Annotated in this window: 22 protein-coding genes; 11 read left to right on the forward strand and 11 right to left on the reverse strand. The window is 39.6% G+C overall.

The window, feature by feature from the left end:
- The first annotated feature begins 43 nt into the window (after nt 1-43).
- On the forward strand, nt 44-1279 hold the full coding sequence (locus AACX33_RS06440) for an ABC exporter membrane fusion protein (RefSeq protein ID WP_227788885.1): 1236 nt from the start codon (nt 44-46) through the stop codon (nt 1277-1279).
- Nucleotides 1280-1312: 33 nt separating this feature from the next.
- Here the strand turns inward: AACX33_RS06440 and AACX33_RS06445 are convergent, their stop codons facing one another.
- From AACX33_RS06445 to AACX33_RS06475, 7 genes are all read right to left on the reverse strand, one after another.
- Nucleotides 1313-2011: a DevA family ABC transporter ATP-binding protein gene (locus AACX33_RS06445; RefSeq protein WP_193998191.1), complete on the reverse strand. Its 699-nt coding sequence runs from the start codon at nt 2009-2011 to the stop codon at nt 1313-1315.
- 16 nt (nt 2012-2027) lie between these two features.
- Nucleotides 2028-3215, reverse strand: coding sequence for an ABC transporter permease DevC (devC, locus tag AACX33_RS06450; RefSeq protein ID WP_193998192.1), 1188 nt, complete (start codon nt 3213-3215; stop codon nt 2028-2030).
- Nucleotides 3216-3220: 5 nt separating this feature from the next.
- Nucleotides 3221-4366 (reverse strand): ABC transporter permease DevC, encoded by a 1146-nt coding sequence (devC, locus tag AACX33_RS06455; protein ID WP_193998193.1) that lies wholly within the window; start codon nt 4364-4366, stop codon nt 3221-3223.
- A 50-nt stretch (nt 4367-4416) separates the two neighbouring features.
- A complete protein-coding gene (locus tag AACX33_RS06460; RefSeq protein WP_193998194.1) occupies nt 4417-5676 on the reverse strand; it encodes an NADH:flavin oxidoreductase/NADH oxidase family protein in 1260 nt (419 codons plus the stop codon).
- A 189-nt stretch (nt 5677-5865) separates the two neighbouring features.
- Nucleotides 5866-6309, reverse strand: a complete 444-nt coding sequence (locus AACX33_RS06465) for a DUF3598 family protein (RefSeq protein WP_193998195.1) — start codon at nt 6307-6309, stop codon at nt 5866-5868.
- A gap of 40 nt (nt 6310-6349) precedes the next feature.
- Nucleotides 6350-7768, reverse strand: a complete 1419-nt coding sequence (locus AACX33_RS06470; protein ID WP_193998196.1) for an aldehyde dehydrogenase family protein — start codon at nt 7766-7768, stop codon at nt 6350-6352.
- A 38-nt stretch (nt 7769-7806) separates the two neighbouring features.
- Nucleotides 7807-8850 carry a nitrilase-related carbon-nitrogen hydrolase gene (locus tag AACX33_RS06475; RefSeq protein ID WP_193998197.1) on the reverse strand — a complete coding sequence of 348 codons (1044 nt, stop codon included), beginning with the start codon at nt 8848-8850 and terminating at the stop codon, nt 7807-7809.
- A 125-nt stretch (nt 8851-8975) separates the two neighbouring features.
- Here AACX33_RS06475 and AACX33_RS06480 point away from each other — a divergent pair, with 125 nt between their 5' ends.
- Together AACX33_RS06480 and AACX33_RS06485 are read left to right on the forward strand one after the other, a co-directional pair.
- Nucleotides 8976-9215, forward strand: coding sequence for a type II toxin-antitoxin system HicB family antitoxin (locus AACX33_RS06480; protein ID WP_193998198.1), 240 nt, complete (start codon nt 8976-8978; stop codon nt 9213-9215).
- Nucleotides 9215-9436 (forward strand): type II toxin-antitoxin system HicA family toxin, encoded by a 222-nt coding sequence (locus tag AACX33_RS06485; protein ID WP_193998199.1) that lies wholly within the window; start codon nt 9215-9217, stop codon nt 9434-9436. Before AACX33_RS06480 ends, AACX33_RS06485 begins: the two co-directional genes overlap by 1 nt.
- Nucleotides 9437-9528: 92 nt before the next feature.
- On the opposite strand, the gene AACX33_RS06490 is transcribed toward AACX33_RS06485, so the two are convergent.
- Nucleotides 9529-10506: a metal ABC transporter substrate-binding protein gene (locus AACX33_RS06490; protein WP_193998200.1), complete on the reverse strand. Its 978-nt coding sequence runs from the start codon at nt 10504-10506 to the stop codon at nt 9529-9531.
- Between the two features lie 88 nt (nt 10507-10594).
- Here AACX33_RS06490 and AACX33_RS06495 point away from each other — a divergent pair, with 88 nt between their 5' ends.
- The 3 genes from AACX33_RS06495 (at nt 10595) to AACX33_RS06505 (ending at nt 13337) form a co-directional block, all read left to right on the forward strand.
- Nucleotides 10595-11389 carry a metal ABC transporter ATP-binding protein gene (locus AACX33_RS06495; protein WP_193998201.1) on the forward strand — a complete coding sequence of 265 codons (795 nt, stop codon included), beginning with the start codon at nt 10595-10597 and terminating at the stop codon, nt 11387-11389.
- A 34-nt stretch (nt 11390-11423) separates the two neighbouring features.
- Nucleotides 11424-12269 (forward strand): metal ABC transporter permease, encoded by an 846-nt coding sequence (locus tag AACX33_RS06500; protein ID WP_193998202.1) that lies wholly within the window; start codon nt 11424-11426, stop codon nt 12267-12269.
- Nucleotides 12270-12551: 282 nt separating this feature from the next.
- On the forward strand, nt 12552-13337 hold the full coding sequence (locus AACX33_RS06505) for an HAD family hydrolase (protein ID WP_193998203.1): 786 nt from the start codon (nt 12552-12554) through the stop codon (nt 13335-13337).
- Nucleotides 13338-13914: 577 nt separating this feature from the next.
- On the opposite strand, the gene AACX33_RS06510 is transcribed toward AACX33_RS06505, so the two are convergent.
- Nucleotides 13915-15498 (reverse strand): GMC oxidoreductase, encoded by a 1584-nt coding sequence (locus tag AACX33_RS06510; RefSeq protein ID WP_227788886.1) that lies wholly within the window; start codon nt 15496-15498, stop codon nt 13915-13917.
- Nucleotides 15499-15684: 186 nt separating this feature from the next.
- Between AACX33_RS06510 and AACX33_RS06515 the strand changes: the two genes are divergently transcribed.
- Together AACX33_RS06515 and holB are read left to right on the forward strand one after the other, a co-directional pair.
- Complete coding sequence (locus AACX33_RS06515) at nt 15685-16860, forward strand: DNA double-strand break repair nuclease NurA (RefSeq protein WP_193998205.1); 1176 nt, start codon at nt 15685-15687, stop codon at nt 16858-16860.
- 112 nt (nt 16861-16972) lie between these two features.
- Nucleotides 16973-17926, forward strand: coding sequence for a DNA polymerase III subunit delta' (gene holB / locus AACX33_RS06520; protein WP_193998206.1), 954 nt, complete (start codon nt 16973-16975; stop codon nt 17924-17926).
- Between the two features lie 421 nt (nt 17927-18347).
- On the opposite strand, the gene AACX33_RS06525 is transcribed toward holB, so the two are convergent.
- Nucleotides 18348-19094, reverse strand: coding sequence for a response regulator transcription factor (locus AACX33_RS06525; protein WP_193998207.1), 747 nt, complete (start codon nt 19092-19094; stop codon nt 18348-18350).
- A 155-nt stretch (nt 19095-19249) separates the two neighbouring features.
- Between AACX33_RS06525 and AACX33_RS06530 the strand changes: the two genes are divergently transcribed.
- The 3 genes from AACX33_RS06530 to AACX33_RS06540 all read left to right on the forward strand — a co-directional run bounded on the left by AACX33_RS06530 (nt 19250) and on the right by AACX33_RS06540 (nt 21455).
- Nucleotides 19250-20317: a YheT family hydrolase gene (locus AACX33_RS06530; protein WP_193998208.1), complete on the forward strand. Its 1068-nt coding sequence runs from the start codon at nt 19250-19252 to the stop codon at nt 20315-20317.
- A 492-nt stretch (nt 20318-20809) separates the two neighbouring features.
- Complete coding sequence (locus AACX33_RS06535) at nt 20810-21025, forward strand: hypothetical protein (RefSeq protein ID WP_193998209.1); 216 nt, start codon at nt 20810-20812, stop codon at nt 21023-21025.
- Nucleotides 21018-21455, forward strand: coding sequence for a putative toxin-antitoxin system toxin component, PIN family (locus AACX33_RS06540; protein ID WP_227788887.1), 438 nt, complete (start codon nt 21018-21020; stop codon nt 21453-21455). The genes AACX33_RS06535 and AACX33_RS06540 overlap by 8 nt, the downstream gene beginning before the upstream one ends.
- Nucleotides 21456-21821: 366 nt before the next feature.
- On the opposite strand, the gene AACX33_RS06545 is transcribed toward AACX33_RS06540, so the two are convergent.
- On the reverse strand, nt 21822-22958 hold the full coding sequence (locus AACX33_RS06545) for a cold shock domain-containing protein (RefSeq protein ID WP_227788888.1): 1137 nt from the start codon (nt 22956-22958) through the stop codon (nt 21822-21824).
- Nucleotides 22959-22965 lie beyond the last annotated feature (7 nt).

Raw genomic sequence — 22965 nt, forward strand, 5'->3', positions numbered from 1 at the left:
AAAGGATTCTCATAACCTCACTTTAATCAGTATATAGAAGATATTGCAATTACTTGCACTGATAATAAACATTAATTTTGAGAAAATGAAGCTAATTCCCGAATTTAAAAAGCATTCCCGGCTGCAAGTAAATATTACAGTTTTTGCCCTGATAGTTATTAGTGGAATTGGTGGAATTATTCTATATCGTAGCTTCTTAGTTGGAAGTGAAGAAAATATCCTTCAAGATGATTTTACTACTATAGAAAAACCTGAATTAATTAAGGCTTTGGGACGTTTAGAACCTAAAGATAAAGTGATTAAACTATCAGCACCGACACCTAATATATCAGAAGCGAGCCGAGTAGAGAAACTGTTAGTAAAACATGGTGATAAAGTACGAGTGGGTCAAACAATTGCTATCCTTGATAGTCAGGAACGTTTATTAGCAGCCTTAGAGAAAGCAAAACAAGAGGTTGCTGTTGCAAAAGCTCATCTAGCTCAAGTTAAAGCCGGAGCAAAACCTGGAGAAGTAAATGCTCAAATAGCAAATATTACTCGCCAAGAGTCTGAAAAAATAGGACAAATGAATATTCTCAAAGCAGAAATTGCCGGACTAGAAGCAGAATTAAGTAATGCTAAAATAGAAGATAATCGTTATAAATTACTGTTTGCAAATGGAGCTATTTCTGCCTCTACTCGAGATAATAGGCGTTTGGTAGTAGAAAGCATTACGCAACAACTAAACCAAGCACAAGCAAATCAAAAACGAATTCAAGAAGTTCAAAAAGAACAATTAAAAGCAGCGAAAGCTACCTTAAATAGTATAAAAGAAGTCCGTTTAGTTGATATACAAGCAGCTCAAGCACAGGTGAACAACGTGCAAGCTGCTGTTAAACAAGCGCAAGCTAACTTGAACTTAGCATATATAAAAGCACCTAAAGACGGACAAATTTTGAAAATACACGCTTTACCGGGAGAAACAGTCAGTCAAAAAGGGATTGTTGAGCTAGGACAAACAGACCAAATGTACGTAGTTGCAGAAGTCTATGAAACAGATGTTAGTAATGTCCGTGTTGGTCAAAAAGCTACCATTACTAGTAGCGCATTTGTTGGAGAATTACAGGGAAATGTGGATGAAATTGGTCTACAAATTGGCAAAACAGATATTCTTGGTACAGACCCAGCAGCAAAAAGAGATGCAAGAGTTGTGGAAGTTAAAATTAGTTTAGACCAAGCTAGTAGTAAAAAAGTCGGTAATCTGACCTATTTAGAGGTCACAGCAGTAATCCATCTTTGATTTTAAAACTCAAAGAAAGTTATTTTTTAAAATTTAAACTGATTGTTTATTAGAATTAGATAAGCAGCCATCTTCTAGAGCAATTATCCGGTCAGCAATATCTAAAATTCGATTGTCATGAGTCACCATTAAAATTGTACAGCTTTGTTTTTTAGCCAATTGCTGCATTAATTCTACAACATCCCGACCACTTTTTTTATCCAGAGATGCTGTTGGCTCATCAGCAAGAATTAGTTTTGGCTGACGAACCAAAGCACGAGCAATTGCAACCCGCTGTTTTTGTCCACCTGACAGTTGGTGAGGAAAAGCATTAATAAAGTCTCCAATTCCTACCATTTCCAACATTTTCTGGGACTGCTGATGAACTTGTTTCATAGTAATTTTCGGGTCTAAAACTAGAGACATTTGCACATTTTGATTAGCAGTTAAAGAACTGAGCAAATTGTGAGATTGAAAAATAAATCCAATTTGTTTACGAACTTGCTCTAAAAGATAGCCATTTGCACCAGATAGTTCTAATGAAAAGAGTTTGAGACTTCCTTGTTGAACTGAGCGTAATCCGCCAATTAGAGACAATAAAGTAGTTTTTCCTGACCCAGAAGGTCCGCTGAGAATTGTAATTTCACCAGGCTCAATTTCAAGATTAATGTTAAATAAAATTTGTTTTTTTAATTTTCCTATACCGTAGTAGTGATTTAGATATTGGATTGATATAGCTTGTTCTGGCTGCATTATATCTCTAATCCTATTAATTTTTCTGAGAATATACTTCTGCTGGAGCTATTAATTGCAATTTTCTAACAGCAACTATTCCTGATAATATACACATAGATATTGTCGATAATAAAACTATAATTATTAATTGGATATCCATTTTTAGTAAGAGACCTGTAGTGACTGAAGCTATTTGATAAATGATTATGCTCAAGTATAATCCTGGGATAAAACCGAGGATTGCTAAAATAAGTGATTGTAAAATTACAATATTTTTAAAATATGAATTAGAATATCCTATTGCTTTGAGCATAGCATATTGTACTAAATTGTCTCCAATATCATTGAAAATGATATCATAAACAATGATAGAGCCAACAATAAAACCAATAATTGTTCCTAAAGTAAAAACAAAGCCAATAGGCGTAGCTTTATCCCAGTATTTGAGTTCACGATTTATAAATGCTGATTTTGCTAAGACAATGACATCTTTTGGCAAAAAATCATTTAACTTATTGGCTATTTTTTCGGGGTTGATACCTTTTTTAAGTTTGATTAAACCTAAGTCAACATCATGTAAAGAAGTGCGAATATTACCTTCTCCCCACGAAAATTTTCCTGCGAATATTCTATAAAAATTTTGGTCACTGGTAATCAAGTTACCATCGGCCATAAAATCTGTGCCTAATTCAAATAATCCGATAATTTCAATTTTTCGTCCAGATAGTTCTGTCGTGGTACTCACGCGCATCTGACCAAACTCATGTCGGGATTTGGTATCAGCAAGTAAAGTATCCGGAAAATACAGAGATTGTCTATACTTTTGAATATGTGGAATTGAAAAAGTTGAATAATTTAAATCTAATCCAAAAACTCTGATACCGCGTTCGCTTAAAGATTCCTGATTTTTCCACATTGCTATACCAATATAAAATGGGTAAGCAGCTTCAACTTCCGCAAAGCTTTGAGCTTGATATAATCTTGTTTTAGGAAATGTTTCTTCTACAAAACTGACATATCTTTGTTTATTTATCATAATTAAATCAGCATTTAAATATTGGATAAATCGAACACTACTATTCAACATTGCATTGCGAAATCCAATTTGGATAAACATTAAAAATACTGCAAAAGCAATAGCAGCTAAAGCTGCAATAAATCTTTGTTTATTAAAAACTAAATTGCGCCAGGAAAGAGAAATCTTAAATAAAAATACTCGCATGAATACTAAAAAACATCCGCAGGGTCAATGAGAAAAGCTTTCCAAAGTGCAATTAATGCTGAAATACTACACATAAAAATAGTTAGTAACCCCACTAAAATGATCCGATTGAATGTCATATAAACTGGCAATTTTGTTACGGCATAAGTCAAATGATAAATACCTAAGCTCATAAATAATCCGGGTAAAAAACCTAAAATAGATAAGATAAAGGATGACTGTAAAACTATAACAGATAAGTGGTAATTATTATAACCGATGGCTTTTAAAGTAGTATATTCATGAAGATGTTCGGTAACATTGGCATTTAAGACCTGATAAACAATTACTGCCCCAACCATAAAACCAGAGATAACTCCTAGACCAAAAATATAACCAACAGAAGTTGAACTAACCCAATATTGTTGGTCTTTTGCTTCAGCCTCCTTTTGACTGAGTACATCAACATCACGAGGTAAAATTTGGCGCAATTGCTGCACTATTAACTTGACATTTGCACCCTTGTGCAGCTTAATTAAACCCATACTTAAATCATTTAGCGATCGCCCTGGATAAATACGTATAAAATCAGTATCACTCATAATAACGATACCATCAGTTCGCAGACTGGGGTTCATACTAAAGAAACCAACAACTTCGACTCTGTGCTTCCCTAATTCTGTCTTTAACCCTACCTTCTGCTGACCAAATTCCGGTCTTGATAAACGGCTCAGTAAAAGGGTTCCTTCTCGTTGCAATGATTGAGTGTGTGTATAAACTTCAGGTATCCTAAATATTTGATCCTGAAGATTAAAACCCATCACAAGCATGGGTCGTCTCAGTTTAGTTTCAGGATTTTGCCATTGTTTAAATGCTATGTAAAAAGGCATCACTGATTCTATCCCTTTTATCCCAGCAGCTTGATATAGTCTCTGACGGGGGAAAGATTGGGCTACAGTAGATTCTAAAGCTTTGTTCGACATCAAAACGATGTCAAAGTTGAGGTGATCGTAAACAGATGTAGCAGTCTTTAAAACCGCTCCAAAAAATCCCAGTTGCGTAAACATTAAAGTAACCGCAAAACTCACTGATAACAGTGCAATCAAAAACTGAGTTTTGGCATGAACTAAATTTTGCCAAGCTATAGGTATTCGCAAATATTTGAATGCCATATTTATTTTGTTTAGAACTTAGTAAACATTTAAACTGAAAATACTGGGAGTTATGGTTTTTTTATCAATCTTCGCATAGTTAGATAAAAAATATCAGCACATATAGTAGATAAAGCAATCACAAGTGCTATTAAGGGACTGCGGTTTTGAGCGGGTTTTTTAACAGATGCAATACGTTGGATTTGTTGGGTATACCAGAATAATTCAATAAAGCCCAATTGATCTTTAGTGAGAAAAATTGTTTTAAGTGGTTGAAGTTGGGATTTTGTAGCTTCACCTTTGAAAATCTTTGTTGGTAAATATGGATCGACTGCTAATGGTCGTCCTAATCCAATCATATCTACACTTCCTTCTACAATTGCCAAAACCATAGCTCTCGAAGTTCGGAAACCACCTGTTAACATCAGAGGTGTAGAAACTAGGTTGCGTACTTTACAGGTGTATTCTAAAAAATAGGCTTCTCTTTGAAGAGTGCTTTGTTTTTGGGGAAAACTTTCGACTCCAACCATGACCAATTTTTCATAAGACCCTCCTGAAAATTCGATTAAATCAACACCTTCTATTGCTAACTTTTGCACAACCTGCATTGATTCTTGTTCACTAAAGCCACCTCTTTGGAAATCAGCAGTATTGAGTTTGATACTTATGGGGAAATTTTTACCCACAGCGTTACGTACAGCCCGAAATGTTTCCACAAGAAATCGCATTCTTTTTTCAGGTGTACCACCCCAAGCGTCATCACGCTGATTAGTCAGCGGCGATAAAAATTGGCTAATTAAGTACCCATGTGCAGCATGAATTTGAACTCCAGTAAAACCTGCTTTTTTCGCAATCTCTGCGGTGAGGGCATAATCTTCTACCAGATTTTCGATTTCTGTTGCAGTTAAAGATATAGGTTTGGCAAATGCTTTTTTTGCCACGTTCATGGGTATAGAAGATGGTGCAACAGGATGGGGGGATAAAAAACGGGGAGACTGCCGTCCGGGGTGATTAATTTGCATCCACATTTGTCCACCATTTATTTGACCTGCATCTGCCCATTTTTGAAGTATAAGTAAATCGCGTTCGTCCTGAATTGCAATATCGCGAGATGTAATCAAAGCTGTGGAATTAATCATCACATTACCTGTAATAATTAAACCTGCTCCTCCTAATGCCCATTGTTGATATAGATGGATTAATTTTTCTGTGGGGCTATTCTTTAAATTAGCTAACTGTTCACTCATGGCAACTTTAGCCAAGCGATTAGGTATTACCACACCACAGGGAAGTTTCAAAGTTTGATTCAGAATATCGACGTGATCATGCATTTTCTTGATAAAGCTTGAGTATTAATTACATTTGCAGCTTCGTCATAATTCCGAATATGGGGATAAACTCTTAATTCTTTTTCCCTCCCCAATGGTGATAATTTCGGCAAAAATCCAATTCTATTCATTTAAATAACGGCAAATTCCCTAATGTTGATGCACCCTAAAGATAATAATTGATTCAAAAAATTATATGCGCTGTTCTTGTATTAAGGTGCGTTGGTAAACTTGATGATTTTTAAACCAATGCCAAGTGCGGAAGCGAAAGTTATTACAAGGACTCAGAAAAATTGTTTCATATAAATATGCGTCGGGTATTCCCTTAAAAGCGAAACGCAACATAATAATGTCATTGTCTACTTCCCAGGCACAACCATCAAGACGTTCAGTGTCAAACCATAGCTTTTGGTCACGATATATTCCGGGAAAAATATGTTCTTCTTTTCTCCCATCAGGCCATTGATAGCGATTTGTTTGGTAGTAAGAAAAGGGGGGATTTTCGATAAGCTGGCAGCTTAAATGAGAAGTGTATTTATCGATAATTTTGCCTTCTGTATCAACCAATGTATAAACACCTGACCATTCTCCTTCATGGCGTGCCATCACGGGCATTTCTACTTTAATAATAGACATTTGACTTTTCCTGTAGTGTGGGCTTGACTAGGGATTTCTTTCAATGGTTATTAAACCACCAAGGGTCATGACTAGAGTTAGTTTTAATCAAAAATGCTTTTTTTCGCAGGAAGCGTTTTAGTGACGCTGGCCCCATGCGTGACCCACCAAGACCGGAGAATTTGAAAGAATTCTTTTCTCCCTCGTACATGATGGCAGTCAAAGCGGCATCGTTGATACTGATAGCACCTGCATCGATTTGTGCGGCGACTGCTAAGGCTTCTATTTCTGTCTCGGCAAACACCGCAGCACTTAGTCCATATATAGAGTCATTTGCTAAGTATACCGCTTCCTCAACTGTGGGAAATGGCATGACTGGCATTATGGGGCCAAAGGTTTCTTCTGTCATCACTTTCATGGAATGGTTGACTTGGGTGATAACTGTGGGACGACACCACCAACCCCCACCTATTTGTTCGACTTTACCGCCACAATGGATTAATGCGCCCTTTTCCACTGCGTCTAGAAGATGGTCGTGAATAATTGCGGCTTGTCTTTCGGCGATGATGGGGCCAATTTCTCCACTGTCAACTCTGGGATGGGCTAACTGCAAACGATGGGCTTTGGCTACCAGTTGATGATAAAACTCTTCAAATATAGATTCGGCAACGTAAATTCTCTCAATTGACAGGCACGACTGTCCAGTATTGACGACGGAACCCCACAAAATTGCTGAGGTGGCTAATTCTAAATCGGCTGATTCTAAAACAATGGCGGGGTCTTTTCCCCCTAATTCTAAAAAAGCGGGAATAAACCTTCTGGCTGCGGCTTCTGCCACTTTTTGTCCTGTGGCGACACTGCCTGTAAAGCAGACTAAATCTACATTTTCTATCAGGGTAGCACCTGTTTCCCCGGCTCCCTCAGCAAAACTTAGTACGTCACGCAAATCTGGGACGGTATTGAGGGCTGTAATCAGTGGGGCGACGAAGCGGGGGGCAATTTCACTGGGTTTGACGATGACGGCACAACCTGCCAATAATGCGGGAATAGTATCAATTGTAGATAGCAACAGGGGAAAGTTCCACGGGCTAATTACTCCTACTAGGGGGTAAGGTACTGATGTTTGTTGCAGGGTGATGAAGGGAATGGCTGTATTTTTGGCTGAGGTTGCTAGTAAATCTGGTGCTAACCTACACCAACGGTCAATGCTAGCGAGGAAAGAGTCTATTTCTAAGACTGATGTTGATAATCTCCCGGTATCACTTACCAAAGCTTCTGTCAGCTGTTCACGTCCAGACACTATGGCTTGCTTCCATTGGAGTAAAGCGTCAATTCTCGCTTCTATACCTATGTTTTGCCAGTTAATTTGCGCTCTGCGGGCGCGGTTACATTTGTGTACTAACAGCCTGGGGGGCGGCGGGAGAATTACATAGTCAAATTTTCCAGTTCTGGGGTTACGGACTTCGATTGGTTTATTCATTAGTCGTTAGTTTTTATGTCTCATCCCCCTATTACAAGTTAAATTATGCCCAATGTGACTAAACGTTCAATGGTTTTTTGTTGCGTTTCTATGAAGTGTTTGCGGTCTACTTCTCCTTTTAGCATGGTGTTTGCTGGGTAAAAGTGTGACTGGCTGTAACTTTGGGCGTAGAGTTCAAATCTCTGGCGTGATGGTAAATTATTTAACCCCGGACGGCGGCGATCGCGTCGTAAAGCTGCCAAGTCAATTTCTGTAAAAGCTGTCATACTTTCGCCTGTAGTGGTCTGTGCTAGAACTTTTCCCCGATAATCAATGATTTTAGATCCACCGTCAGCCGAAGCCACGGGAATGGGAATATTATCTATGCCTGCCGTATTAGCTGAGACTACGTAAGCCATATTTTCCACTGCACGAGAGATTTTCGCCGCGTCTTTAGGCGTGAATGTATTGTCATACACTTCTGATGTGGAGTGTAAAAAGATTTCTGCGCCCCGCATTGCTAGACACCGTGCTACTTCTGGATATAAAATTTCTTCTGATGCGATCGCTGCTAAATTACCAATTGCTGTTTTCGCCACGGGAAACACTCCCTCTAAACCATAGCAATCCAGATACTTATCCCAAACATCATGGGGTGTGGGGGCAAATAAGGAATTTAGCCGTCGATAGCGTAAAATAATAGATCCAGAAGGGTCAATCACAAAGCTGGTTTGAAAGTATAACCCCGAAAAATTGGGGTCGAGTTCGTAGGCGTTACCAGCTAAAAATATGTGATGTTTCTGAGCAATTTTACCCAGTGCTTCATATTCAGCACCAGCCATTTCTAGACAGGCTTTTTCTCCCCACACAGCCAAAGGTTCCCCCATCGGGAAACCTGTGAGGAAATATTCTGGTAAGACGATTAAACGACAGTCAAAGCCAATGAAAGCAATACTAGCAGCGATTTGTTGCTCCAAGCGATTGATCGAGTTTAGCATCAGTTGTCTGGTTGCTTGGCGATCGCCTGCTAAATTGACTGCATCACATTTAACTTGCAGCGCTAAGGCTCGAAATGATTCTATTTTCTCGGTGTTATCCGCCATACTGCTGGCTAATTTCCCAAAAACTTGCTTTTAAATGAAATTTTTATTATTGATTATTATCATACACTCAACTAGAATTATGAGGGATAGAATTAATCTGTATTCTGAGTTAATTAATAAAAAACATGAAAAAATTAATTAGACTGAATATTGAAAAATTTTCGGAAGAGGGACAAGACTATTTTGTGGCTACTAGTGATGATATCCAAGGTTTAGTGGCAGAAGGTAAAACACTACAAGAAGCATTGGAAATTGCTGAAGATGTAGCTAAGGTGCTATTAGATATGGAAAAAGGAAAAAACGCTAGTTTGAATTTACAAGACTTACCATCGCAATTTGAATATCCTCTGATTATGGAGGTCTAATGGGTAGATTGGCAGGTTTCTCTTATCGAGAAGTGACGCGAAAATTGAGAACATTAGGTTTTGAATTTTATCGTTCAGCTAAGGGAGATCATGAAATTTGGTTTAACGCAGAAACTAATCAGAAAACAACCATTCCTCATCATCGAGAGATTAGGGAAGGAACGCTGAGAAATATTTTAAAGCAAGGTCAAGTGGATGTTGATATATTTTTAGAGATTTGAAAGCCTATTCTCAAAATATTGGGCGCATATGATTTAAACCCGCCTGTACGGGTTTTGCCTGTGTATACCCGTATCAATGAAATTGTCTAGAATTAATTTGTGGGTTGAAATGGCGTATATTTGCCCCCCAATGCTTCTACAATGGTGCGGGTGTTCGCCTCCATCATTTTGATGTAAGAATCTCCTTCGCTGCCCTTTGCGCCAATAGAATCAGCGTATAGTTGACGTGGTGCTAATTTTACACCGGCTTCTTGGGCAACGGTGGTAATTAACGCTGGATTAATTGTAGTTTCCGCAAAAATTGCCGGGACACTGTTTTTTTTGATTGACTCTACCAAACGCGTTACTGTTTGGGCGCTGGGTTGTTCTTCTGTGCTAATTCCAATTAATGTGCCGGCGATCGCAATCCCATAAGCTTTACCATAATATTGAAAAGCATCATGAGTTGTCACAAGTTGGCGTTTGTCTGCGGGAATAGTTTGAATCTGTTGATTAATCCAGTTATGCAACTGCTGTAATTCCTGAGTTAATTCTGACGCTCTTTGAGTAAATTCGGCTTGATCTGCGGGGGATAATTTAATCAACTCATCCCGGATCACATTTGTCATGGCGATCGCATTTTCTGCACTACCCCATACATGAGGATCTGGCACAACTTGTCTGTCATATTGGTCTAACTGTAAAGGCTTGACAACTTCCCCCACTGGTATCTTCCGCACCTTCTCCCCAGCCGCATTCATTAAATTAATCAGTCCTGGTTCTAAGTTATAGCCGTTATACAAAATCAAATCGGCTGTTTCTAAAACCCGGCTGTCTGCTGGTTTCGGTTCATAAATATGAGGATCAACTCCTGGTTGGAGAATACCAGTTAACTGAATTTCCTCTCCCCCAATTTTTTCAGCCAAATCAGCAATGATGGTGCTAGTTGCAACTACTCGCGGCTGGCCATCTATCCCCCTAGAGGTGCGGTTAGTGTCTACTTGGTTACACCCTGCGATAGAAAGTCCTAACAAAACTCCCACCACCGCTTGCGCGTATAATCTCGCTTTTGACTGAGTAATCACTTTCATATACTTGTTACACTTGTTTTCATATTGTTCTCATAATTTCAAGTATACTATTCTCATATTCTTTTCATTTTTCTTGGTATCCCTCAAAATGAGAACTGTTAACTTTCCCTTAAACGCTGTCTACCCCATGCAAGACACCCTCACACCCACCACTGCAAGCATTAATATTGCCCATATCGGGGTGCATTACCGAACAGACGAAGCTTTAAGAGACGTTAACTGTATTGTCAAACCAGGCAGAATTACGGGGATTTTTGGCCCGAATGGGGCGGGAAAAAGTACGATGATGAAAGCCATGCTGGGCTTAGTTCCTCTCAGTAGCGGCACAGTGCAGTATCAAACAAAACCTTTAATGCAGCAATTAGAGAAAGTTGCATATATCCCACAGCGTAGCCAAATTGACTGGACTTATCCCGCTACAGTTTGGGATGTAGCGATTATGGGAAGGGTAAAAAAGACAGGTTGGTTGCGGAGTTTTTCCACAGTTAGCCGCCAGGAAACCAAAAATGCCCTCAAACGGGTGGAAATGTTTGACTATTGCGATCGCCCCATCGGAGAATTATCAGGGGGACAACAACAAAGGGTATTTTTAGCCCGTGCGTTGGCACAGCAAGCAGACATATACTGCTTTGATGAACCATTGGTAGGTATTGATCAAAAAACCCAAACTGTGATTTTTGAAGTCTTCCATGAACTGGCGGCGGCTGGTAAAATTGTCCTGGTAGTTAACCACGACTTAGGCGAATCAATTACCCACTTTGATGATTTAATTTTACTAAATAGGGAATTAATCGCTACAGGTGTAAGACAGCAAGTTTTGACAAAGCAAAACCTCTATCGTGCTTATAACGGTCAGGTAATGTACTTTGATGACGCTGCTTAAATTTTCCCTATCTCTGCGAAACGTATAAATATTTATGTTAGAAGCATTAATTGAGCCATTGCAATACAGCTTTATGCAGCGATCGCTCGTGGTGGCAATTATAGTCGGCTTGCTGTGTGCAGTTGTGGGCAGTTACTTGATGGTGCAAAGATTAGCATTGCTGGGTGATGCGATTAGTCATTCAGTTTTACCAGGACTAGCGATCGCCTTTATGCTGGGAGGAAATATCTATTTTGGCGCATTTATAGCCGGAGTTGTGAGTACAATGGCGATCGCCTGGATTCAAACGCGATCGCCAATCAAAGAAGATGCGGCAATGGGTATAGTCCTTTCAGCATTTTTTGCCCTGGGTATCACCTTAATTACTATTATTCAAAAAGACCAAAAAATCGATTTAAATCACTTTCTTTTCGGTAACATTCTCGGCGTGACAGCTAACGAAGTCAGAGACACCGCCATTATTGCCGCTATAGTATTAATAGTTATTTTCTTACTATATAAAGAACTTTTATTTTACACTTTTGACCCGTTAGGCGCACAAGCCGCAGGTTTGCCAGTCAATCGGCTAAACTTTGGACTCATGCTGCTCATTGCCTTAACAATAGTTGCCAGCATGAAAACCGTAGGTGTCATTTTAGTATTATCACTTTTAATCACACCAGGGGCAACAGCCTATCTTTTAGTTAAACGCCTACATCAAATAATGATTTTAGGCGCATTTATTGGTGTAATTTCCAGTATTAGCGGGATGTACCTCAGCTACTTTTATAATTTACCCTCCGGTCCCGCCATCGTTTTAGTCGTATCAGGATTATTTCTTTTGGCATTACTTTTTAGTCCCAGACACGGAATTTTTACGAAAAGTATAAATCACAAATAACGGCATCCTCAATAAGTTCTAACAAAGCAAGATTTTTGACATCACCCCGCCTTTTACTTGAGTTAAATTCTCCCCTCTCCTTCTCCCAAAGGGAGACGCTACGCGAAAGCAAGGAGAGGGGTTGGGGGTGAGGTTCAGTATTTTATTAACTCCCCATTCCTAATTAACCGGACTTGATATGATACCAATTTCCCATTGATAAATTATGAAATACTAACAAAAAATACTGCGTAGTTTGAATTTGTCAGCTAATCTAACAACAGCAGTTTATTCGTCAACATAATGACCGCAAGTAGTCCCACAATTTTAGCCTTAGACTTTGATGGAGTAATTTGCGATGGACTAATTGAATATTTTGAAGTCGCATGGCGTACCTATTGTCAAATTTGGTCACCCGTAGACAATACACCACCAGATGATTTAGCCTTAAGATTTTATCGCCTCAGACCTGTGATTGAAACAGGTTGGGAAATGCCAGTATTAATCAAAGCCTTGGTAGATAAAATTTCTGAGTCAAAAATTCTTCAGGAGTGGACGACGATTACCCCACAAATTTTATTAGAGCATAATCTCCAGTCCCAAACAATTGGTGCAAAACTAGACAACTTGCGGGATGAATGGATTACCACAGATTTAGACGGTTGGCTAAGTCTGCATAGATTTTATCCGGGTGTAGTGGAAAAAATTAAACTCACCATTGCTAGTCAGACAAAATTATACATTGTCACCACCAAAGAAGGGCGCTTCGTGCAGCAGTTATTACAACGAGAAGGCGTAAATTTACCCCCAGCAGCGATTTTTGGCAAAGAAGTCAAACGCCCTAAATACGAAATTCTCCGAGAATTAATTCACAAAGCTGACAAAAAACCAGTTAGTCTGTGGTTTGTAGAAGACAGACTCAAAACATTGCAGTTAGTTCAACAGCAAACAGACCTGGAAGATGTCAAACTTTTCTTGGCAGACTGGGGCTATAATACCCAAACAGAACGCAAAGCCGCCCAAGATAATCCGCGAATTCAGGTCTTAAATCTACCTCAGTTTACTAAAGATTTCACTGGCTGGCTGTAATTTAACCTAAATGAATCTGGAATATATTAGACATATCCACGAATTAATATCAAAGCCTGATAAACCAAAGGTCAAAATCTAATTTTTGGATAAGTCTATTACCAGACGAGTTATTGGTCATGTCTGTTTGATTAAATAGTCATTAGTCATGAGTTTTTTGGGGTGCATACCCCGCTCTTCCTGGGTGTGGTTAACTAAGGATGCCTCTACTGGCATGACAAGCTTAAATTAGTGCATTACGAAAAAATCAGAACGTGTTGATTTATCTTAATTGTCTCAAAAATCTAATGCAAAATTTTAGGCTTGCCACGCCACTACAATTTTTGGGTAATTTATTTTTTGGTGTTCCCTAAATAGAATTTAACCAGAAATCCAGTTCCCCTCCTCGCTTGCACCGGAGGGGTTAGGGGTGGGGTCGAAATAATATGCAGCCTCACAAATAATTGGTATAACATTCAGATTTCAAGCCACCTTCAAGCCAATGCCGGGTTTCAATTTTTTCCTTGTTTAATAATTAAAGAAACAGAAGTAAAATAGGAGTGATTTACGACAAATATCGCCTTTTTCTCCAGATATTTTAACTGTAAAAGCGTTTTATATAATCAGCAAGGCGGATGGCAATAGCTACGATTGTTAATGTAGGGTTGGCATAGCTAGAAGTTGGGAATATAGAACTGCTAGCAATATAAAGATTATTTACTCCATGAACTTGACAATTTTCATCTACTACACCATGAACAGGGCTACTCGCCATCCTTGTTGTTCCAAGATGATGACCCCCTAATGCTTTTGGTATGGTATTTGGCAAAAGTCTGATTTGTCCAGCATCAGACTGGGTTAAGGCTTGTTTAATCAATTGGGCGGTCTTGATAGGGCTATCTACATCCAAATCAGTATATTGCCAATCAACTTTTAACCGCTTAAGTCCAAAATTATCTCTCTGGTCACTTAGGGTAACACGGCTAAATGGATTGGGAATTTGTTCGGAGTCAATGCGAAGTGTGTAAGTATTTGCATCACTTTTCAGTAAGACAGGCGGCAGTTTTCTCTGACTAATAATTCTTTTATTTATCCATTTTGCAGAAAATTTTAAGATGCTATCAAAGTCAAATACAATATTTTTTAGATGTTGAGATATTTGCTGATAATTAGCTTGTTTATTTTTTAATAAATTTGCTAAATGGATAGCAGATAGAATTGCATTTTTATGGCTGGTGTCACTGCTATCGGGGCGTTCTAAATATGCTCTATGGTTAAGTAGTTGATGCTGCTTTTGGACATTTTCATTAATAGATATTGCCCGGAGGCAGTAAACTTTCTGGAAAGTTTTTTCGTAATCTGATATAACATGAGAGTTTGGAAACTTCACTTCACTCCGGTGATAAACATGACACATATAAAAGCGTCCAACTAAATCATATTGATTACCTATTCCTTGGTGTTGAACATTATTTGATAAGAGCAGAAGTCTTGTAACTTCTAATCCTCCTGCTGCCAAAATATATTGTTTTGCAGAAACAGAAAATTCGTTTTTCCTGAGAGAGGCAACTTTTAAATAATTAACCTGATCTCCTTCAGGAGTAAGCATAATTTGAAGACAATTTGCGTATAAATATACTTTGATATTTGATGATTTTTGCAAAATATCTAGATATTTTTTCCCGAAATTTGTTGGTGGACTGAAAAGATACAATTTATCTATGGAAATATCTGCTGATTTAAAATCTGGAATCATTGTCTTCTCTCGCTCTGGGCTAGAAAGAAGATCGGTTATTTTGTAGGTATAAGAGCCAATATCGCAATAAACATGGGCGCGAGCATAGTAGGGATCTAAATCACCCTTAGTTATAGGCCATCCACTATGTGGCACATAGGGTCGAGATTCAAAATCGACTTGATCAAAAGGTACGCAACGTCCTCCCCAGGCAGTTGTTGCACCACCGAAGCGTCTGCGTCTGTAGTCTTCTAAGGCTCCATGAACCCGCAAATCGACAACATTTCCTCTATTCAGGTCTTGGGTTTCATCCTCAAATTTCATCCCTCCACTTTCCAGAAGAACAACTTCCATTCCCGAATCGCGCAATTCATGAGCCAATGTTATGCCTGCTGCACCAGCACCTATAATGCAGATATCACAGGTGATAGTTTGATCTTGAGTCAACTTTCGAGCATCTATTAGCATTGCTTACCTGCACGTTGCTAAATTTGTCTATTCGTGTCTAAGCGGCAAATACCTACTTTATCATATATCACGTCTGGCACATGAAAAAGGGATGTCAAAACCGTAACTACGTGCGAAAGGAATTAATCTTTCAATGTTAAGTAAAAGAATATAACTTAAATATATATGCTTGATCTCACAAAATTGGCGCGACAAATGCAGGGTTTAAGTCAGCATCTTACTTTAGAGGCTGCTGCTGGTCGCCAGCGTTTGGAATTGGCGCAACAACATCTGCAAAATGCTTATGAGTGTCAAGAAGATTTAATTGAGCGTCAGGAAAAATGGCGCGATCGCATTATCTTTGCTAATGCTACACCCATTGAGCCACTAGAAACCTGCATTGATATCCCCGTGCCGCCAAAAGTGCATACTGTCATTGCTACCGACGGTTCCCAAATTGCCCCCAATCATCATGAAATTGCTTATTGCTATCTTTTAAATATTGGCAGAGTTGTTTTACACTACGGACAAAATCGCCAACCATTACTTGATAGTTTACCAGAGGTATTTTATCGCCCAGAAGATTTATATGTGTCTCGGCAATGGGGAATTAAAACCGAGGAATGGATGGGTTACCGTCGGACTGCTTCCGAAACCACAGTTTTGGCAGAATTGGCTTGTGCGGCGAAAGGGGAAGCACCAGCTTTAGCAATGGTTGATGGTTCCTTAATTTACTGGTTTTTGGAACAGCTGCCGATGGATGCGCGCGATCGCATTTTACCCCCGATCCTGGAAGCTTGGCAACAAATGCGTCAGGCTGAAATTCCGATCATGGGCTATCTGAGCGCCTCTCGCAATATCGATTGTACAAACTTCTTACGGTTATTAGCTTGTCCCCATCCCGCCCCCGATTGTAAAAGTTATTGTCCAGATCAACTAGAAAAAGTACCTTGTAAACTTTTTGACACACTGCGAGATACGACCCTATGGGGAACCAAACTGCAACCAGGACAACGGGGGCCATTGTGGCGGAGCAACAACCGCATTTTAGAACTCTATGGAGAGCAAATGATTTACTTTTGCCATGTCCACGTGGGTAGTGAAATTGCGCGCATCGAAGTTCCGATATGGGTAGCCGAGAATACAGCCCTGTTAAACCAAGCCCTGGGATTAATGCTGGCACAGGTGCAGAAAGGCTATGGCTACCCCGTCGCTATAGCGGAAGCGCATAATCAGGCAGTAGTCCGAGGTGGAGATAGAACTCGTTTCTTCGCCTTGTTAGAGAGACAAATGATTAAAGCCGGGTTGAGAAATGTGGGAACGTCTTACAAAGAAGCCAGAAAACGAGGCAGTATTGCTTAATTATAGCAGGAGAGCAGGGAGCAGGGGGGAAAAATGGTGACTTCCCAATTTGACCAATGACCAATGACCAATGACCAATGACTAATGACCAATGACTAATGACCAATGACCAATGACTAATGACCCATTTTCCCCACTTTTAGGGCAGTCACAAGCCATAGAATTACTGACTCAGGCTGTCAAACAACACCGAGTAGCCCCAGCTTATCTATTTGTCGGCATAGATGGTGTGGGCAAAACTTTAGCTGCGCGGTGTTTTGTAGAATTGTTATTTGCCGCACAGACCCGTAATATCGCTTCCTTACAAAGTCGTTTGCGTCAAGGCAATCATCCTGATTTGTGGTGGGTGCAGCCGACCTACCAACACGAGGGAAAACGCCTCACAGTCGCAGAAGCAGCCGAGAAAAAACTCAAGCGCAAAGCACCGCCTGTAATTAGACTAGAACAGATTCGGGAAATTACGGAGTTTCTCGGCCGTCCCCCCTTGGAAGCTCCGCGAAATGTGGTAGTGCTGGAGTCAGCCGAAACAATGGCAGAATCAGCAGCGAATGCTTTGCTGAAAACCTTGGAAGAACCAGGACAGGCGACGCTGATTTTGATTGCACCATCTCCTGAGTCGGTTTTGCCGACCTTGGTGTCACGCTGTCAACGGATTCCTTTTTATCGCCTAGATACACAGTCTCTAACTCAGGTACTCACCCAAACAGGACATGAAGAAATTTTGCAGCATCAGGCAGTCTTGAGTATAGCGGCTGGTAGCCCAGGAAGTGCGATCGCATCTTATGAGCAATTACAAATAATTCCTGAGACTTTACTCCAAGATGTCACCAAAGTGCCTTCATCTCACCGCCACGTCTTAGCCTTAGCCAAAACAATTGCTCAAGAATTAGATACAGAAGCACAACTATGGTTAATCGATTATCTGCAACAATCCTACTGGAAACAGTGGCATCAAGCAGAAATTATTCACAAGCTAGAACAAGCCCGTAAATCCTTACTGTGTTACGCCCAACCGCGCCTAGTTTGGGAATGCACATTTATCGCACTGTTGAAGCATCTCAGTTGAAATGGTCATTCAGAAAGTCGCCCTACGGTATACACACAAATGATTAAAACTCTCAATCCTTTTATGTAGGGTGTATTGTCGCGTAGCGCAACGCACCATCTCAGATTCTCGGTGCATTAGGACTAGCATCCATAACTACGAGTTTCAAGCCAATGTGGGTAAGATTTTTCAACTTGTGTGTACACGGTCAGAAGTTCGCCTGGAGGAACACCAGCCCCATTATTTGGGGTGGGAAAGCCGGATGCAACGCTGGCTCCTCCTTGCGAATTTTCTTGGCAACATAGTAACTCTTAACACACTGTACTCTGGAGGGCGGCGGCTCGTAGGGTAAAGGCCATCCCCAAGGGTAGGTGGCGAATCCAAGTACAGATGCGACAATGAGCCGAGGACAGTTTTTTGTAGATGAAATCCTGGAGAAATTTCACTCAACCACAGATGATGCTGAAGCCCCCTCATTTGATTGAGGGATGCTAGGCAATTCTAGACAATATCCCGCACCATAGACTGTTTTGATATAGCGGGGGTGACGGGGGTCTGGTTCTAGTTTCGTTCTCAAGTGGCGGATATGCACTCGAATGGTTTCAATGTCATCATCTGGATCATAGCCCCAAACTTCCCGCAGAATTTCGCTAGGGGAAACTGTCTGACCGTGGCGTTGCAGTAAACAGTGGAGTAGCTCAAATTCCAGGTGAGTCAATTTTACCGTTTCATTGAACCATATCGCCTCAAATCTTTCTGGAACCAGAGTCAAATTCCCATAGTTGAGAATTTCACTGTGTTTTGCAGCTTGGGGAATGCGGTCAGTCCGCCGCAATAATGCCCGCACCCGCGCTAACAGCTCTTCCACTTCAAAGGGCTTGGTGAGGTAATCATCCGCGCCAGCATTGAAACCTTCGACTTTATTCTGAGTTTGGCTTAAAGCGGTGAGCATCAACACGGGAATCTCGGCTGTGCGGTCATCTCGCCGGAGGCGTTGGCAAACTGTAAAACCGTCTACTCTCGGCAACATCAGGTCAAGCATAATCAAGTCGGGTTGAAGCTGAAGCGCCAGCGCCTGACCTTTGATGCCATCTTCAGCTTGACTGACATCGTAGCCAGCCATTTCCAAGTTGACGGCAACTAGTTCTGAAATTGCCGCGTCATCGTCTATAACAAGAATCCTGGGCATTATTTAAAAAATTATTACTACTTAATTAAGGATAAATAAGAACCTTTGATAGATACAAAGATTTTTCTCTTGATTATAAAAAACATTCAAATCTAGCATAAAGTTTAAAACTAAAGGATGGTGGAATCAGAACTAAGGTACTCTAAATTCCAGATATGTTGTGTTATTCTGCCTACAATCCGCCCCGGTTTCTCAAAAATGGTGTGGCAATGACTGTTTACACTGCTTTGTGGGGAGAACGTTATTGGCAACAAACTACTCTACTTTCAGAGCCGCCATACCAGACAACTGTGCTGATTGGTGGGCAGGGTGTACCGATTTTTACTTGGGTGGCGATACCAAAAAATGCTCATAGTACGATTGTTGCTACTTATGGGATTACAGGTGAGCTAGATCAACAATGGTTTTTGAGACTCTTGGGGCGGAAAGCATACGCTCAAGGATACGCCGTAGTTTTATTTGATTGGCGCGCCCACGGCAAAACCGCCCAGTTGTCTCCGACTTTGACTTCTGATGGTTTGTATGAAGGAGAAGATTTTGTTCGCATTGCCGCCGCAGCAGCAAAAATGGGATGCCCCAGTAAGTTTTGGTTTACAGGGTTTTCCTTGGGGGGACAATTAGCATTATGGGCGGTAAAAACTGCCACTGATTTGATTCAAGGCGGTGAATTTTTAGGCTTACGAGACAGTGATATTGGTGGTGGGGTGGTGATTTGTCCCAGTTTGGATTCGTGGCGATCGCTTGACTATTTAGTCAAACAACCGATTGGGAAGTACTTAGAAAAGGCGATCGCCCGTAATTTAAAAAAACTGGCATGGCGAATACATGATTTTCATCCTGGCACAATTGACCCAGCAGCGATTGAACGAGCCAATAGTATCTGGGCTTTTGACCACGAACTGGTAATTAGCACATTGGGTTTTGACTCCGTAGAAGCATATTATCAAGCCAGTAGTGCTTTACAATTGTTGCCGCAGATTTCCAAACCCACCTTAATTTTATATGCTGCCGATGACCCCTTGTTTCACCCAGACATCATCCCTGAGTTGCAAGCTGCTTGTGCGAGTAATTCAGCCTTAGATTTGTGGCTAACTCCTCATGGTGGTCATGTGGGTTATATAAGTAGCAAAGCCGGTCAGCGTCAAGCCGAAGATCCTGACATCTGGTGGGCTTGGAATCGAAGTTTACAGTGGTTAGAGAACCAGCGAGAAGTTAAATCATGATGGGATGACAAACACCCAAGTAGTAAAATAAGTGTAAAGATATGTATCTTTCCTAGATTAGTAGACAGTTTGCTGTCTATGGGACTCATATTTGATTTATGAAACACACGTAGTGGCGTGGCAAGGCTAAAATAATGCATTAAACGTAAGGTTGGGTTAAGCGTAGCGCAACCCAACTCTGCCAATAATGATGTTGGGTTTCCTTACGTCAATTCAACCTACAATTTTTTGCTCCATTTTAAGCTCGTCTCACCAGTAGGGTGTTGTTATCCAGGAGAGTACGGCACCAAGACCCAGAAGACGGTGCGTTAGGCTAAAGCCATCACACACCCTACATATACTTAGATTTTTTCAATAATCAAATCGTATTCCTATAGTGTATCAATTCTATGGGTTAACAGAGGAAGAAATTAGAATGATTGAGGAGAGTGTAAAACAGAAATAACATTCAATTGCTATAATAAAAATAGATTAATTAACATTTAATTTATCATGGAAAATATTACCATTCAAGTTGACCCTGAAATTGCCAAAGCGTACCGAGAAGCAGAACCAGAAAAACAGCAAAAAATCCAAATGTTTCTTAACATAATGCTGAAAAAAGCAGTCAGTCAAAAACCACTCTTAGATATCATGAAAGAAGCGAGTCAACAAGCAATTTTCAAAGGAATGACTCCAGAGATTTTAGAATCAATTCTCAATGATTAAAAATAACCGTATCGTAATTGATACAAATGTAATTGTCAGCGCATTAATATTCTCTAAATCTACCACAATGCAAGCTTTTAGAGAAGCCAAACAAAACGGATTAATCTTAATTTCAGTAGAAATTTTATCAGAATTAATTGATGTACTCAGTCGTCAAAAATTTGACCGCTATCTATCCAGAGAAATTCGGGAAGACTTTTTAGCCAGTTTAGCCAGAGAAACAGAATTAATAACAATTAGCGAAACAGTTGATATTTGTCGAGATCCTAAAGATAATAAGTTTTTAGAATTAGCCATTTCTGGAGAAGCCACTCATATTATCACAGGAGACAAAGACCTATTAGAACTGCATCCTTTTAGACATATCTTGATTGTTACACCTAGTCAGTTTTTAGATAGTGTATCTTCAAATGAAACGCCAAAACCATGAAATAGACACCAAAGAATTAGAAAGAGAAATAGAATATTTTGTGTAATCCTATCTGGGATTGACAATAGTGTAGCTAAAAAACGAGTATAAAAAAAGGGCTGATTTGGCTACAGTATTGCCCAAAGGGTTCTGTTTAATAATCCTCAAACATTGATTGCAGATACAATAAGACGTTAAAAAATTGGGTTTTTATCTCCAATAACCCGGTTTTTTGGTAGCGTAGCGAGTAAGATGCCTGCACCACAACATATTTTTGGATAATTTTGGATATCCCCTAGAGATACCCCCTAGCCACCCGTAAAAAGGCATTGAATGTTTTGCTACCAAAAACAAAACTTTTCCAACAACCTCTAAAGTTGATTAAAGTCAAGATTTATCAATTACTGCAAGATTTGCAGATAGTTCGTTTTCTTCAAATGCATCTGAATAAAGTCTTTTATTAAAGACTTTCATTAAATCTTGAACGGCAACTTCTTTAACACGAATCCCATCAACATCATACAATTCCCTAGTATTGTTTTTAGTAATTATCCAGACCTGACAATTTTTACCCTGTATTTGTAGAGTTTTTTTCCTCACACCACCATCTGTCAATCTGAAATCAATTGTGATTTGAGAATTCTTCAATTTATTGACATAATTTTCAATTTGTTCTTTTTTGTGTTCTTCAAATTCATTTCTGAGAGTACAGTCGTACATCACTACCAGACTACCAATTATAAAAAAACCATCGGCTCTACCAGCTTGATTTTTTTTATCATATTGATATAAGCTATGGATACCCAATAGCCGGAGAATCATGAATGTATAATCCTCAAACTCTGCTGGATCTGATAGTGTTTTATAGCTACTCAAAAGTAAAGTAATTTTTTCTTTGACTTCTTTGAGCTTTAAAGTATGGTGATTATAAGTTGGTAAATTTGTGACTGATACCGGAGCAGAAGTTTGTGGATTTCTGGCTGGTTTTGGATCAGAATTTTGTGTATTTGTTGCTGATTGTATAGAGATATTTACTTGATCTAAAAGTAACCGAATATTTTTAACTGACTTTACCACCCTCCCATCACTATAATTTATAATTTTTACTATAAATTTAACCTGATCGCCTTTGGCAATCTTTTCTATTTCTACGTCATCTAAATCTTGTTTAAAAAAGAATAAATCTTTATTTAGACTGTCTAATGGTGTGTCGGGTTTTATATAACCGTTACCTTTTTCAGTATTTACCCAATTGATAACACCTGTTAAGCTGATCGTTTTATTCAAGAAGCGAACTTCTTCGGCAATTTTTTGGATAGTGCCATCTTTTCTATTCCATTCAGTAACAGTGAATTCTACTGAATCTCCTCGCTCTACATATTCAATTGCTAGACCAATCAGCTTATCAGCAAAGAAAAGTATGTCACCTTCATGATCAGGTATTGGTCTATCAGAATCAATAAATCCCAGACCAGTTTTACCCTCCTTAATACTAATAGCCTTAATTTTTCCGGTAAATTTCATGATCATT

The sequence above is a fragment of the Nodularia sp. LEGE 04288 genome (assembly GCF_963896525.1).
GTDB lineage: Bacteria > Cyanobacteriota > Cyanobacteriia > Cyanobacteriales > Nostocaceae > Nodularia.